Origin of the sequence: Flavobacterium sp. F52, from assembly GCF_000278705.1 — a bacterium.
Taxonomy (GTDB): Bacteria; Bacteroidota; Bacteroidia; order Flavobacteriales; family Flavobacteriaceae; genus Flavobacterium; species Flavobacterium anhuiense.
Map to the genome: position 1 here is coordinate 61,768 of NZ_AKZQ01000006.1, position 15,644 is coordinate 77,411.

Here is a 15,644-nt window from a genome sequence, read left to right on the forward strand (position 1 = left end):
TTAATATATCATGTTAAAAAGTAAAATCGACAAAGCAACGGGTTTCGAAAAACGATTCGAAAACATCAATACGGTTGTTTTTGAAAACTCAACAGAAGCTTCAAAAGAAGTGGCGCAAGAAATTGCAGCTTTAATCAAAGAAAAGCAAAAAGAAGGAAAACCATGTATTCTTGGATTGGCAACTGGTTCTTCTCCAAAAGGTTTATATGCTGAATTAGTGCGTCTGCATAAAGAAGAAGGTTTGAGTTTTAAAAACGTAATCAGTTTTAACTTGGATGAATATTATCCAATGGAACCAAATTCAATCAATAGTTATGTTCGTTTCATGAAAGAACTTTTGTTTGATCATGTCGATATTTTACCTGAAAATGCTCATGTTCCAGACGGACTTTTAACAAAAGAACAAATTGCGGATTATTGCCACGAATATGAAGCTAAAATTGAAGCTTTAGGCGGAATCGACCTTCAGATTCTTGGAATTGGAGGAAACGGACACATCGGATTTAATGAGTCTGGTTCGCTTCAAAACTCTAAAACGCGTTTGGTGGCTTTAGATCATATTACAAGAGTTGCAGCAAGTAAAGATTTCTTTGGTTTAAATAATACGCCAAGAACAGCAATTACACTTGGAGTTAAAAAAATTATGGAAGCAAAAAGAGTAATCTTGTTGGCTTGGGGTGAAGGAAAAGCAAGTATTGTAAAAAAATCTGTTGAAGATGAAGTTACAAACCGAGTTCCTGCATCTTTCTTGCAAGAGCACAACAATGCGGTTTTTGTTTTAGATAAAGAAGCTTCTTCAAAACTTACTAGAATTAATAAGCCTTGGTTAGTTGAGAAAATCGTTTGGACAGATAAATTGACTCGTAAAGCTGTTTTAGGATTGGCATTAGATCTGAAAAAACCAATCTTAATGCTTACTGATGCTGATTATATTGAAAACGGTATGAGCGATTTATTGGCAGATTCAGGTCCGGCTTACGATACTAACATTAAGATATTTAATAAATTACAAAATACAATTACAGGTTGGCCAGGTGGAAAACCAAATTCAGATGATACCAATCGTCCTGAAAGAGCAGAACCTGCAAAAAAACGTGTATTGATTTTCAGCCCGCACCCTGATGATGACATTATTAGTATGGGGGGAACTTTTATGCGTCTGCAAGAGCAAGGGCATGAGGTGCATGTAGCATACCAAACATCTGGAAACATTGCGGTTGCTGATGATGAAGCATTGCGTTTTGCAAGATTCGTAATTGATTACAATGAGAAATTCGGAATCAAAAGCGAGGAAGCAGATAACATCTACAAAAAAGCAGAAGCATTTTTACAGAACAAAAAGAACAGCGAAATTGATATTCCAGAAGTTCGTTACATTAAAGGTTTGATCAGAAAAGGAGAGGCGAGAGCTACAAGTTATTTTGTGGGTCTTCCAGATTCTCAAATTCACTTTATGGAATTGCCTTTCTATGAAACAGGAACAATCGAGAAAAAACCAATCGGACCAGAAGATATTCAGTTGACAGTTGATTTAATTGAAAAAATTAAACCGCACCAAATTTATGCAGCTGGAGATTTAGCTGATCCGCACGGAACACATAAAGTTTGTCTAGATGCAATTTTTGAAGCGGTTAAAGTTTTAAAACCAAAAGAATTCATGAACGATTGCTGGTTATGGTTATACCGTGGAGCTTGGCAAGAGTGGGGAATTGACGAAGTTGAAATGGCTGTTCCGATGAGTCCAGACCAAGTTTTAGCAAAACGTCACGGAATCTTCAAACACCAATCTCAAAAAGACGGAGTTGTTTTCCAAGGAACAGACGCAAGAGAGTTCTGGCAGAGAGCTGAAGACAGAAACCGCGAAACAGCAGAATTGTATCATCAATTAGGTCTAGCAACGTATGCTGCAATGGAAGCTTTTGTGAGATGGCATTACTAAGTTGCTAAGGTTCTGAAATGCTAAGATTCTAAGTTTTTTAGTCTTTTAGGAGTCAGTAATTTGCCATAATGATATTTTTGAAGCAGGAAGAGAGGATGAAAATATGTTCTTTTTTCTTGCTTCTTTTTTTGTCTAAGGTTCTAAGAGACTGAGGCTCTGAGAGGCTAAGTTTTCCAGTCTTTACACTAGTCCTTGTTTTAAAACTGTAAACTGTGACTGAGACTGAAAACTATTTTTTAATCTGTGGCAAAAGAAAAAAAATAGCAATAGCTTTGTACGAAATAAAAGCAGGAGGAGAGAAATCTATTTTCTTTCTTCTATTCTCTTTCCTCTCTAAAAAAAATGGATCAAGACAAAAAACAGCTCATAAAATTAGCCCACACCAAAATGCCTTTCGGAAAATACGAGGGAAAATATCTAATAGACTTGCCTGAATATTATGTGGTTTGGTATCATAATAAAGGATTTCCAAAAGGAGAATTAGGGCAGCAATTACAATTGATTTATGAGTTGAAATTGAACGGATTGGAAGAATTGATTCGAAACATCAAAAAACAATATCCAAAACCTTAATTCAGAAAAAGTACGTTAATTTAATTGTTGATAACTTAGATTGGATCGCCCTAGTTTGTGTTAGCCGTTTTCTATTTTTGTTTGAACTAACAAAACAATTTTTTATGGAAAACAATTTACCCTCTTCAAATGCTGGCCAGTCGCTAGGTATTATCGCCTTAATTTTTGGTATTATCGGTGTATTAGCAGCATTTATCCCTTGCTTTGGTTTTATTGCAGTTTTATTCGGAATTCTTGCAATAGTATTCGGAGCAATTGCTTTAAATCAGGCAAAAAAAGAAAATGCATCGACTTCTTTACCAAAAGCAGGTCTTTATTTAGGAATTGCGGCAACAATTTTCGTTATTATCTGGGTTGCAATTTTTGTAGGCTCAGTAGGTTCTATGGCTTTAGAGCATAAAGATGAGATACAGAGAGCTTTAGATTCTGTCAAAATAGAGAAAATACAAACGGATGATTCTTTAAATGTGAAAGTACAAGTAGATTCGACTACAATTGAAACTACTGTAAAATAATTTCCTGAATAAATGTTTGTTTATCAAGAAATTGATTCTTATAAAAAGATAAATGTAATTTTGATTTTCATCATTATGTTTATCTTTTTTTATTGCTTTTTTCTTCCGTATTTAAATTTTGGTTTGCGTTCATCTTGTGAAGGTTTGCCATTGGCATACTGTAAAAGCCGCGGACTTACGAGAGCTTTTTCTCAAATCCTTAGATTTCATTTCCAGCGAGCAATCGCTTACAATCCATTTTCTATAAAAATTTTTTGCTTCTTTTTCTTTCAGCTTATTGCTAGGTTTTTGATCAATCGGATCATTTCTTTTTCCCTATTTAGAAGGATATTAATTTTTGATGTCTTCATAAGTGCAATTTCTTTTCTCTTCTGCTTTTATAATTTAGTGCTTCCTTACTAAGAAATTAATTAGAAACTTAAATAAAAGTAAGAAAAATCTTTGGTGATTTGGATTTTTTTATATAAGTTTGAAATATAAAATATTATAATTTCCAAAAACAAAATGATACCACAGAATTCAAGCCTGAATTCATAAATGTGTACAAGTCAGTGTTTTTTAAATTATAATATTTTTTTTATGCCTAAACTTTCCTCTATAGCAAGCATTACTTGCTGGTACGGAAAATTTCCGTGGTATTTTCCTTATTTTTTGCATTCCTGCGCTTTTAATCCAACAGTTGATTTTATTATTATAACCGATAATTACGAAAAAATTGACAATAAACCAGACAATGTAAAGATCATTTACAAAACACTTGATGAAATCAAAGCTATTGCTTCTAGGAAATTGGGTTTTAAAGTAAATATTGATTATCCATATAAACTTTGCGATTTTAAGCCTGCTTATGGATTTTTATTTCCTGAAATTATTAAAGGTTATGATTTTTGGGCGCAAAGTGATCTTGATATCATATTTGGAGATATAAGATTGTTTCTTACAGAAGATTTTTTGGCTTCTTATGATTTTATAAGCATGCGTCATGATTATACTACAGGGTGTTTTGCCTTGTATCGGAATAATGAAAAAATGAATGCATTTTTTATGAAAAGTAAAGATTATAAGCTTGTTTTTTCAAATCCTAAACATTATTGTTTCGATGAATGCAATTTTGCCTGGGATCCTCTTACTTATGGGCGATCAATCTTCGAAATACATACTGAAATAGTGAGTTTTACTCATCTTGTAAAGGCGGCACAGATAACCAAAGAAATTAGAGCGCATTTTGATTTTATAATTGTTGAGGGCTATACTGGGGATGTGATTTTTGATAATGGAAAAATTATTTATAAAAATGAATATGAAGGGTTATTGTTTCATCTCTTCTGGATAAAGAAAACATACTCTCCCAAAATACCACCTAAAAATATACCAAATACTTATAAAATAGGCCCTGTAAAGATTACACATTAAAAAAATGGGGTTGATTAAATATGCTTTTGTTTAATTTTTAAAAATTTTATTATGAGAGTTTTAAAGAAAATGAGTTTTGACGCTTTAATAGAGAATATTTCTATCGAAGATATGAAGTTTATTATGGCAGGAAGTGGATCTGTTATAAATGGTAGTTCTTATACCCAGCAGATGGGTGGTGGCGGTTCTGGAAATATGGGCTATTATGCTACAGACAAAGGACTATCTTCGCAATTTAGTCCTGCGGGAACATTGTTATTTACTCCTAATGGAGACTATAATAATCCTTCAATTTCCTCAAACCAGAATACCTATGGTTATGGATCTACAAATTATGGAAGCAATTATAATGGCAGTTATGGAAGCGGAAGTACAGGTAGTAATACCCAAGGTTGGGCGAGTACAGGCAACGGTATAGTAACAACAAATGTTAATGATATAAGTCGCTTTTTAAATTTCGCAATTTCTTCCAGTGCTACAAATCCAAATTTTTCATGGAACGACATTGCCAATTTTCTCAATAGGGAACAAACTATCCAAGGCCGTGAATTAAACAATGCGACTTATGGTTCAATTGTGCTTGATAATGTAACTGTCATTAATAATTATAAAGCACCAAGTTCTACATCTTCTGGAATTAATTATCAAAATGGCATTTTATCGTTAGGTATTTTGATGGGAAGTGGAGGTGGAGGAACTCCAGTTTATACAGCTTTATCTGGAACGTCTGGGGTATTATTAGGTGAACAACCAGTTAATCTTTTTGCTGATGGTAGGAATGTATTTAATGGAGTAGCTGATTCTCGATCTTATACTGTTGGAGATGGCAAGTTTACTTTATTCGCTCATGGCGCACCAGGTTTTATCTTAGATGAAAAACATAGTGTTGGTATCAGAAATGCAACAGATTTTGATAAGTATATGGAAATGATGAATTCTAATTGGAAAAATGCAAAAGATAAAAGTGGAACAGTTTTATCATTATGGTCATGCCAATCTGGTACCATTTCTCAAAATAATTTGTCTATGGCACAAATGATTTCATTAGCACATCCAAATATAACAGTGACAGGCGCCGATGGTTTTGTCAATTATGGTGAAAAAGATGGCTTGTATAGAATTACAGGAATTGATACTGTTATGGACTCGGGAAAAAATGATGGAGCGATTGTTGCGTATAAAAATGGAGTTGAAGTTTATAGAAGAAAATATTAACTTAAAATAAAAATTTATGAAATTTTATATTCTTTTTTTTAGCTGTCTATTTATTTCTTGTAATAAAAAAGAAAAGGTAGAAATTACAGATTCTACTAATTCAGCAAGTTATTTTAGGGAAAAACTATATGATAAAAAATTAATGGATAGTTTGGATAATTTAGCATTAAACAAAGGAGATACTATTGCTTACAATAAACTGAAGGGGATTTACTTTATTGGAGAGCAAAAAAATACTGGATTTTTATATCATGCTTTGATTATGTCTAATAAATTTAATTACAAAACAGCTTCATTTGATGTTTATGATATACTGGCATCAAATAATGAAATTTTAGATAGCCAAACAAAAGAAATAGCTAGTAGGTATCTCCAGAAAAGTAAAAAATAGTGGGGGAATATAATTATAAATAGTAAAATAATGCTTTTTTGCTTTGTTCTGTCTTTTTTCGGTTGCAATAATGAAACTGAAAAACATAGTGCAAATGGTTACGCCTGGCTTAACGACTGCAGGAGGGCAGAAACATTTTGTTTCACAAAACGGATCTAGTTCAGGAGGTCATAGCATAGATGCAATGATTGCGGCTTTAAAAATAGTTCCAAACCCAAAGTAAAATGAGAAATAATATATTTTTGACTTTAATTTTATTGCTATTGCTTTTAAATTCTTGTGGTAAGTGTATTGAAACAAATTTAACCGATGAAGAAAAAGAATGGTTTTCAATTTATGAAAAAGGACAAACCATAATTTTCAAAAGTAATGAAGGAAATTTGGATACCTTGTTTGTTTCGGAAAAAAAAGAAGGTCATGGAAACGAGAATTGCAATTATTATGGAATTGGGCCAATTCAGCCTCACATAATGTATATAATTCTTAAACTTAAAAATTGCAAAAGTGAATGGAATTGTGATGTTGGAATATCTGTTAGTAAAGATCAAGTAGATAAAAAATGTTTTCCTGGTTTTTATGCTTTTGGTTTGTATCAAGAAGGAAATCTTAAAAACGAAGATTCGAAATTAGAAAATTTTAAAATATCAACAACAGATAAAAGGTTCAATGATGTGTATAAGTTTGAAGATGGTGTTAATGCAAAAAACTCTTCGTTAACCTTTATAAAATCTTTTCATTGGGATAAAAAAGAAGGGTTGATTCGTTATGATACAAGTGAAGGAGAGATTTTTGAATTATTAAGCAAAAAATAAAGAAATGGTATTACAAATCAAGAAAAGTTTATTTCTGTTTTTTGTACTGTTGTTTTCATTTAGTGGCGTGGCTCAAGATAGCCAAAAGAAGTCACCAGCAGGAGGACCAGCAACAGCACAAGAGCTTATAGGGTATTGGAAAATGATTCCTATACCAAATCTTGCGGTTAACAAAGTAAATCCATGGCCCAAGCCTTATCAATGGTTTGAATTTAGAAAAGATGGAAAAGTAAGTTCAATGATGAGTTCTGAATATAAAGAATATTCTGCGAATGAATTGCATACTATTTTTAAAGTTTTCCCAAAAAGTAAAATTCCTAATTATAAGGTTGAAGGTTCATTTGTAAAAATTGATAATCCAGATATTAAAAATTATATGGAGATATGGGGAACAAATATTTTTGCCAAAGATATAGAAGGGATAGCTAAAAAAGGAGATTTGATGATGACATTAGATGATGGTGCACAAACTGGAAATGTTATTTATTATAGATTGTTGAGAAGAGTAAAATGATAAATGAACAAGCAGTATATATTTAAAAAATATGTTCAAATTTCCCCACGAGTATCAGCTCGATGCCAAAGATTGTGGTCCGGCTTGTATTAAAATAATTGCGAAATATTATGGCAGGTTTTACAGCCTGCCTTTTTTACGCGATTTATGCGGTATTACAAGAGAGGGAGTAAGTTTTTTAGACATTAGCGATGCCTGCGAAAAAATAAGTTTGCGTACTAAAAGCATTAAAATAGATTTTGAGACTTTTAGGACTATTCCGTTGCCATGTATTGTACACTGGCAGGATAATCATTTTATAGTGGTTTATAAAATAACTCATAAACAAGTATTTGTTTCAGATCCTGCAAAAGGGTTGTTAAAATACTCGCATGAAAATTTTAAAAATAGCTGGCTGAAAGAATCTAAAACAGGAGCTGTTTTAGCTATCGAACCGATGGCAGATTTTAAACAGCGTTCTATAAATGATAAAATAGAAAGACGCAAAACGTTTGAAAATTTCTTAGGTTATTTTACACCCTATAAAAAGAGTTTTGTAAACTTATTTGTAGTCATGCTAATAGTAACAGTTTTGCAAGCATTTTTGCCTTTTATTTCAAAAGCTGTTATTGATGTTGGAATCCAAACAAATGATTTAGATTTTATTGATCTGGTTTTAATTGCCAATATAACAATTATAGTCAGCATTTTATTGAGTAATATGGTTCGGGATTGGATTCTGCTTCATCTAACATCGAGAATTAATGTTTCACTAATTTCAGATTATTTGATTAAATTAATGAAGTTGCCCATTACTTTTTTCGAAAATAAATTAATCGGAGACATTTTGCAGCGAGCACAAGATCATGAACGTATTCGTGATTTTATAATGAATAATTCTCTGAATTTTATTTTTTCGATTTTAACATTTTTCATTTTTGGAATAATTTTGATGATATACAGCCCCGTTTTATGTTTGATTTATGTTATAGGGAGCATATTATTTATTGGCTGGGTTTTATTTTTTCTTCAGTTTCGGAAGAAACTAGATTGGGAATATTTTGACATACACACTAAAAACCAAAGTTATTGGGTAGAAACTATTGGAAGTATTCAAGATATCAAAATCAATAATTATGAGAAGCACAAAAGATGGAAATGGGAAGCTTTGCAGGTTCAATTATTCAAAATTGATCAAAAAATACTAAGAATCAATAATGCTTTAAATTTAGGAGCACAGTTTATTAATCAGTTAACCAATTTGATTATTACTTTTTACTGTGCGAAGTCAGTAATAAAAGGTGATATTACTTTCGGGGTAATGATTTCTACTCAATTTATAATAGGAATGTTAAATGGTCCTGTTATGCAGTTTATATCTTTTATTCAATCAGGGCAATATGCTAAAATTAGTTTTTTAAGATTGAATGAAATACATGAGTTGGAGAATGAGGAAGAAAATGATATTACCAATAATATAAAGCTTCCAGAGGACAAAAGTTTGCTTTTAAGAAATGTAAGTTTTCAGTATAGCCGTAATGGTGATTATATTTTGAGCAACATCTCTCTGGTAATTCCTGAAGGCAAAGTTACAGCAATCGTTGGTGATAGCGGAAGTGGGAAAACTACTTTGTTGAAATTATTATTAAGATTGTATAAGCCTACTCATGGCGAATTGTCAATGGGAAATTTGAATATTCAGAATATTAATTTAAAACAATGGCGAGAAAGCTGTGGAGCTGTAATGCAAGATGGCAAAATATTTAGTGATACAATTCAAAATAATATTGTTTTAGACGATGAAAATATAGATTATGAAAGGTTGAAAAAAGCAGTAACAGCCGCAAACATAGCTTCTGAAATTGAATCAATGCCAAAAGGATATCAAACGATAATGGGAGAAAATGGAAGAGGTTTAAGCGGAGGCCAGAAACAGCGTGTTCTTATTGCAAGAGCCTTATATAAAGATCCTGATTATCTGTTTTTTGATGAGGCAACAAATTCATTAGATGTAATAAATGAGCAGAAAATTGTAGTGGCATTAGAAGAAATATTTAAAAATAAAACAGTAATTGTTGTAGCACATAGATTAAGTACAATTCGTAAAGCAGATCAGATTATAGTGTTAAAAAACGGCTATATCACCGAAATTGGAAATCATGATATGCTGATGGCTCGCGAAAATGGACATTACTATCAATTAGTTAAAACTCAAATAGGAGATACGGTAAATGGCTAACAAAGGATTCCATAAAACATTAAACGAAAATAGAACCGAAGAAGTTGCTTCAATAATTGAAAAAATGCCAACTAAATTTGGTGCAACAATTAGTGGGGTTGTTATTGGACTTGTTTTGCTTTTGCTATTATTTGGCTGGCTAATCAAATACCCATCAATTTTGTCTGGGCAGATTGTTGTGAATACACAGCAAGCTCCAGTTAAATTGGTAGCTTCAACTTCGGGGAATATAATTTTATTAAAGAATAAATCTGGTGTAAAAGTAAATAGAGGAACATATTTAGCTTATATAAAGAATGAAGCAAGTTTAAAGGATGTGCAATTGTTGGATGATTTGCTTAATAAAACAAATATTCATGAGGTTGTGTATAATAAGCATCGTCATTTGTTTCCTGAAAATTTATCTTTGGGGGAAATAAATAATAAGTATTTTAATTTTTTAAATTCGTTGTATCAATATTTAGATTACTCAGTCCAACAGCCATATGAATTTCAAAAACAGATAAATCAAAAGTTATTAGAACTGCAGCAAAGCAAATTCTCTCAGTTAAAAAATGATTTTAAAAATCAGGAGATTAAATATAAAATATCGCAGAGCCTTTTTAAAAAAGATTCTATTTTATTTGAAAAAGAGGTAACTTCTAAAGCTGATATAGAGAAGTCAATTATTGCAAAAGCAAATAGCATTCTCGATTATAATGCAATTGATAAAGAAATAAATAATACAAATTATCAAATAAAGGAAACTCAAAATAAAGCACAAGTTATTGCGATTGAAAAAGCAGTAAAAGAAAGAGAGCTTGTTGTTAATTTATTCAACAGCTACTATGATCTGATAGATGCAATAAAAAAATGGGAACGTACTTATGTTTTTGTTTCGCCAATTGATGGCAAAGTTGATTTCTTAAATTTTATTAAAACAAATGATTATATACAATCAGGGCAGGAATTGTTTAAAATAATGCCTGATAATAATCAATTGATTGGTCAGGTTAATCTGCCTGAAAACGGTGCAGGAAAAGTAAAAATTGGACAAGGTGTTATCATTAAACTTAATAATTATCCGTACAATGAATATGGTTCAATAAAAGGGAAAGTGAAAAGTATTTCGCTAGTGACAAATCAACAAGCCCTTTCAGATAATCAGAATAAAATTAATTCTTATTTAGTTGATGTCACTTTGCCATTTGGATTGAAAACGAATTATGGCGTAGAATTGAATTTTCATGCTGAAGCAAAAGGAACAGCTGAAATTATTACAGAAGATCGAAGGTTAATTGAACGTTTCTTTGATAATTTACGTTACAAGTTAAAATAGATTCAATAAAAAACTAAATTTAAAACCTTGAAATCAGATTTTTAAATCATTAAGATTATTGTTTATTATTTGCGAATTTTTAGTTAAAAGCAGGAAAACCTTTGGTTTTCTTATGGTAGATCTTTAAACCTTTATTTAATTCGAAAGAGCTTTAAAAAATTAAAAATTATCTCATTCTGGAATTGATAAATTGTCTAATTAAATTTGTACTTTTGCCAAGTTTTTTACACAACTACTTACAAACAAACAACAGAATGAATCAAACAAAATATATTTTTGTTACAGGAGGTGTGACCTCTTCATTAGGAAAAGGAATTATCGCGGCATCTTTGGCAAAATTGTTACAAGGAAGAGGATACCGCACAACTATTCAGAAATTTGATCCATACATTAACGTTGACCCGGGGACACTAAACCCGTATGAGCACGGAGAATGTTATGTGACAGATGATGGAGCTGAAGCTGACTTAGACTTAGGACACTACGAGCGTTTCTTGAACGTTCCTACTTCTCAGGCTAATAACGTTACTACAGGAAGAGTTTATCTTTCGGTTATTGAAAAAGAAAGAAGAGGAGAATTTTTAGGAAAAACAGTTCAAGTTGTTCCTCATATCACAAACGAAATCAAAGACAGAATGCAATTGCTAGGTAAATCTGGCGATTATGATATTGTGATTACTGAAATTGGTGGTACAGTTGGTGATATCGAATCTCTACCTTATATAGAATCTGTTCGTCAGTTAGTTTGGGAATTAGGTGAAAATAACGGAATCGTGATTCATTTAACATTAGTTCCTTATTTGGCTGCAGCTGGTGAGTTGAAAACAAAACCAACGCAACACTCTGTTAAAACTTTAATGGAAAGCGGTATTAAAGCCGATATTTTGGTTTGTAGAACTGAGCACGAATTATCTCAGGAATTACGCCAAAAATTAGCTTTATTCTGTAATGTGAAAAAAGAAGCAGTTATTCAGTCAATTGATGCTTCTACAATATATGAAGTTCCAAATTTAATGCTTGAAGAAGGATTAGATGTTGTGGCTTTAAAGAAATTAGATTTGCCTAAAAAAGCATCTCCAGATCTTAAAACTTGGAATACTTTCTTAAAAAGATTAAAAAGTCCAAAACAAACGGTTAACATTGGTTTGGTTGGTAAATATGTAGAAATGCAGGATTGTTACAAATCTATTTTAGAGGCGTTCATTCATGCAGGAGCTGCAAACGAAACAAAAGTAAATGTAATTTCAATTCACTCAGAGCATATTAATGCTGAAAATGTTGAAGAAAAATTAGGTTCTTTAGACGGAGTTTTAGTTGCTCCAGGTTTTGGTGAAAGAGGTATTGAAGGAAAAATCGAAGCAGTTCGTTTTGTGCGTGAAAACAATATTCCTTTCTTCGGAATTTGTTTAGGAATGCAAATGTCTGTTATCGAATATTCTAGAAATATTTTAGGTTACGCTGAGGCTAACTCTACTGAGATGAACGACAAAACGCCTCATCCAGTTGTGAGTTTAATGGAAGAGCAGAAAAATGTAACCGATAAAGGAGGAACAATGCGTTTAGGTGCTTGGAAATGTGATATTAAACAAGACACTTTGGCGTACAAAATTTACGGACAAAAAACTATTTCGGAGCGTCACCGTCACCGTTATGAGTACAATAATAAATATGCTGATGAATTGCAAAAAGCTGGTTTAAAAGCTTCTGGAGTTAATCCTGATACTGGATTAGTAGAAATTGTGGAGCTTGAAAATCACCCATTTTTCATTGGTGTGCAATACCACCCGGAATACAAGAGTACAGTTGCAAATCCGCACCCTATTTTTGTGAACTTTGTGGCAGCTGCTGTAAATGCACATAAAAAATAATAATTATATTCTGTGAAGATGTAACTTTTGAGTGAAACTCATTACTAATAACCTTCAACGAATAACTTTTTTAAATTAATAATGGAAGAAAAAAAATTAGACCTCAATTCGATCATTGGTTTTGTATTGATCTTTGGAATTTTGATTTGGATTATGTACCAAAATCAGCCTTCTGAAAAAGAAATTGCTGCTGAGAAAGCCAAGAAAGAATTAGTTGCTAAACAAGAAGCACAAGCAAAAGCAGATAAAGCTAAAACTGCGTCATTACCAGCTGCAGCTGTAACTCCTGGAGATACAGTTCAATTGGTTCAATTGCAAAAAACTTTAGGAGGATTTGCTTATTCTGCAACACTTCCTTCTGCAAAAGAAGCTTTTACTACAATCGAAAACGAAAAATTAAGATTAAAGATTGCTAATAAAGGTGGATATATTGTTGAAGCTACTTTAAAAGAATTCGAAAGATTAAAAAAAGGTTCTGGTCAATTAGTTGAGTTAATCAAAAACAACAACTCAAATTTAAATTTACAGCTTCTTACTACAGATAATAGAACATTAAATTCTAAAGATTTATATTTTGAGCCAACATTAGAAAAAATTGGTGCAGACCAAGTTCTTTCTATGCGTTTGAAAGCTGGAGCTAATGAATTTTTGGAATATAAATACATTTTAAAGCCAAACGATTATTTAGTTGGTTTTGATATTCGTTCTCAAGGCTTAAACAGAGTTTTAAATTCTGCTAAACCAGTTGATTTGCAATGGGATTTAAAAACATACAGAAACGAAAAAAGCGTTGCTTATGAAAATCGTTATGCGCAAATTGATTATAAATACGAAGAATCAAAATACAATAACGTAAGTTCACACGGACAAGGTAAAGAAGAAACTCCTACTAAAGTTAGTTATGTTGCGTTTAAACAGCATTTCTTTACTACAATTTTATCTACAGAAAAACCTTTTGAAACTTCAAAACTACAATCTGACGATTTAGTTAAGGATGATAAAATTGATACAGTTTTCACAAAACAGTTTAGAGCTAATTTGCCTTTAGCGTTTACAAATGGAGAGATCGATTACAAAATGAATTTGTATATGGGTCCTGCAGATTACAAAACATTAAAAGCTTACGATAAAAACTTCGAAAAGATCATTCCATTAGGATGGGGAATTTTCGGATGGATTAACAAATGGATTTTCATTCCATTATTCGGATTCTTAAGTTCAACAATCGGTTTATCATTAGGTATCGCGATTATTATCTTTACAATTATCATCAAATTGGCTATGTCGCCAATTACCTATAAGTCGTTCTTGTCTCAGGCTAAAATGAAAGTTTTAAGACCTGATATTGCAGAGTTGGGAGAGAAATTCAAAAAAGACCCAATGAAGAAACAACAGGAAACAATGAAACTGTACAACAAAGCAGGTGTAAACCCAATGGCAGGATGTATTCCAGCATTGATTCAGTTGCCTTTTATGTATGCATCTTTCCAATTTTTCCCTGCAGCATTTGAATTAAGACAAAAAAGTTTTCTTTGGGCAGATGATTTATCATCTTTTGACTCGATTGTAAAATTACCATTCAACATTCCGATGTATGGAGACCATATCAGTTTGTTCCCAATCTTGGCAGCAATTGCGATTTTCTTCTACATGAAAATGACTTCTGGAGATCAGCAAATGGCTGCTCCTCAGCAAGAAGGTATGCCAGATATGGCAAAAATGATGAAAATCATGATTTATGTTTCGCCATTAATGATGTTAATTTTCTTCAACAACTACGGTTCTGGATTATCTTTATACAACTTCATTTCGAATTTAATTACAATCGGAATTATGTTTGTGATCAAGAATTACATAGTAGACAGTGATAAAATTCACGCTCAGATTCAAGAAAACAAACAAAGAGAGCCTAAGAAACCAAGCAAGTTCCAACAGCGTCTTCAAGAAGTAATGGAACAGCAAGAAGCGGCAAAAGCAGCTCAAGCAAACAAAAAGAAGAAATAATTCTCAATAAAAAAATCTCGATTTATCGGGATTTTTTTATACCATTATACTTTATAATTAAGATTTTCGTTAAGCTTAAAAAATAGAATTTATTATGATCTCAAAAAAAATCATATTTGGATTATTATTCCTAACAGCATTAGTGTCAAATGCCCAGACAGATATTAATAAAGTCGATGCAGCTGGGAAAAAAGACGGACTTTGGAAAGGTACTTATGCAGAATCTAAACGCCCTCGGTACGAAGGCACTTTTGATCACGGAAAAGAAACTGGAATTTTTAAATTTTTTGATGATACAAAAAAAGGAGACGTTATAGCTACGAGAGATTTCAGCGCCAATGATGGAAGTTCATATACTATTTTTTATGATCAGAATAAAAATAAAGTAAGTGAAGGAAAAGAGATAGGAAAAGCGCGTGAAGGCGAGTGGAAATATTACCATAAAGCTTCTAAAGTGTTAATGACGGTTGAAAATTATAAAAACGGAAAACTAGACGGTCCAAGAACTATTTATTATCCAAATGCACAAATTGCAGAAGAGATGACGTATAAAAATGGTTTAAAAGAAGGTCCTTATAAAAAAATAGGGCAAGACGGAACGCTTCTAGAAGAATCGTACTTTAAAAATAACGAATACAACGGAGAAACTGTTTTCTATGATTCAGACAAATCTATTGCTTCTAAAGGGAAATTCGTAAATGGTAAAAAAGCAGGGATTTGGCAGTTTTACCAAAAAGGAAAATTGGTAAAAGAAGTGAATATGAGCGATCCTAAAAACACGAATAAAGCTTCTGAAAAAGGAGGAACGCCAAAAAAATAAGAATTTAAAATCTCAGAATTCATTGCTTAAAATAATAAAAGGTT

The 15,644-nt window shown here is 32.0% G+C and carries 15 protein-coding genes; all 15 read left to right on the forward strand.

Annotated features, from left to right (window positions below; all coding sequences use genetic code 11):
- The first annotated feature begins 10 nt into the window (after positions 1-10).
- Positions 11-1,939 carry a glucosamine-6-phosphate deaminase gene (gene nagB, locus FF52_RS01810; protein WP_008462477.1) on the forward strand — a complete coding sequence of 643 codons (1,929 nt, stop codon included), beginning with the start codon at positions 11-13 and terminating at the stop codon, positions 1,937-1,939.
- Between the two features lie 342 nt (positions 1,940-2,281).
- The gene (locus FF52_RS01815; protein WP_008462478.1) at positions 2,282-2,512 is read left to right on the forward strand and encodes a DUF3820 family protein; all 231 of its coding nucleotides are present in this window, start codon (positions 2,282-2,284) and stop codon (positions 2,510-2,512) included.
- Positions 2,513-2,616: 104 nt separating this feature from the next.
- Complete coding sequence (locus FF52_RS01820) at positions 2,617-3,027, forward strand: DUF4190 domain-containing protein (protein WP_008462479.1); 411 nt, start codon at positions 2,617-2,619, stop codon at positions 3,025-3,027.
- Between the two features lie 75 nt (positions 3,028-3,102).
- Entirely contained in the window at positions 3,103-3,429 is a 327-nt protein-coding gene (locus FF52_RS24015) for a DUF2752 domain-containing protein (protein WP_416371843.1), read from the forward strand.
- Between the two features lie 177 nt (positions 3,430-3,606).
- Positions 3,607-4,440: a DUF6625 family protein gene (locus tag FF52_RS01825; protein ID WP_008462480.1), complete on the forward strand. Its 834-nt coding sequence runs from the start codon at positions 3,607-3,609 to the stop codon at positions 4,438-4,440.
- Positions 4,441-4,491: 51 nt separating this feature from the next.
- Complete coding sequence (locus tag FF52_RS01830) at positions 4,492-5,655, forward strand: hypothetical protein (RefSeq protein WP_008462481.1); 1,164 nt, start codon at positions 4,492-4,494, stop codon at positions 5,653-5,655.
- Between the two features lie 16 nt (positions 5,656-5,671).
- A complete protein-coding gene (locus FF52_RS01835) occupies positions 5,672-6,046 on the forward strand; it encodes a hypothetical protein (protein WP_008462482.1) in 375 nt (124 codons plus the stop codon).
- A 70-nt stretch (positions 6,047-6,116) separates the two neighbouring features.
- Positions 6,117-6,269, forward strand: coding sequence for a hypothetical protein (locus FF52_RS23575; protein ID WP_157498489.1), 153 nt, complete (start codon positions 6,117-6,119; stop codon positions 6,267-6,269).
- Between the two features lies 1 nt (position 6,270).
- Positions 6,271-6,858 carry a hypothetical protein gene (locus tag FF52_RS01840; protein ID WP_008462483.1) on the forward strand — a complete coding sequence of 196 codons (588 nt, stop codon included), beginning with the start codon at positions 6,271-6,273 and terminating at the stop codon, positions 6,856-6,858.
- A gap of 4 nt (positions 6,859-6,862) precedes the next feature.
- Positions 6,863-7,372 (forward strand): hypothetical protein, encoded by a 510-nt coding sequence (locus FF52_RS01845; protein ID WP_008462484.1) that lies wholly within the window; start codon positions 6,863-6,865, stop codon positions 7,370-7,372.
- Between the two features lie 31 nt (positions 7,373-7,403).
- Positions 7,404-9,590: a peptidase domain-containing ABC transporter gene (locus FF52_RS01850; RefSeq protein ID WP_008462485.1), complete on the forward strand. Its 2,187-nt coding sequence runs from the start codon at positions 7,404-7,406 to the stop codon at positions 9,588-9,590.
- Entirely contained in the window at positions 9,583-10,908 is a 1,326-nt protein-coding gene (locus FF52_RS01855; protein ID WP_008462486.1) for an HlyD family efflux transporter periplasmic adaptor subunit, read from the forward strand. The genes FF52_RS01850 and FF52_RS01855 overlap by 8 nt, the downstream gene beginning before the upstream one ends.
- A 254-nt stretch (positions 10,909-11,162) precedes the next feature.
- Positions 11,163-12,776 (forward strand): CTP synthase, encoded by a 1,614-nt coding sequence (locus tag FF52_RS01860; RefSeq protein ID WP_008462487.1) that lies wholly within the window; start codon positions 11,163-11,165, stop codon positions 12,774-12,776.
- Positions 12,777-12,857: 81 nt separating this feature from the next.
- Positions 12,858-14,780: a membrane protein insertase YidC gene (gene yidC / locus FF52_RS01865; RefSeq protein WP_008462488.1), complete on the forward strand. Its 1,923-nt coding sequence runs from the start codon at positions 12,858-12,860 to the stop codon at positions 14,778-14,780.
- A gap of 94 nt (positions 14,781-14,874) precedes the next feature.
- Positions 14,875-15,600, forward strand: a complete 726-nt coding sequence (locus tag FF52_RS01870) for a toxin-antitoxin system YwqK family antitoxin (RefSeq protein ID WP_008462489.1) — start codon at positions 14,875-14,877, stop codon at positions 15,598-15,600.
- Positions 15,601-15,644 lie beyond the last annotated feature (44 nt).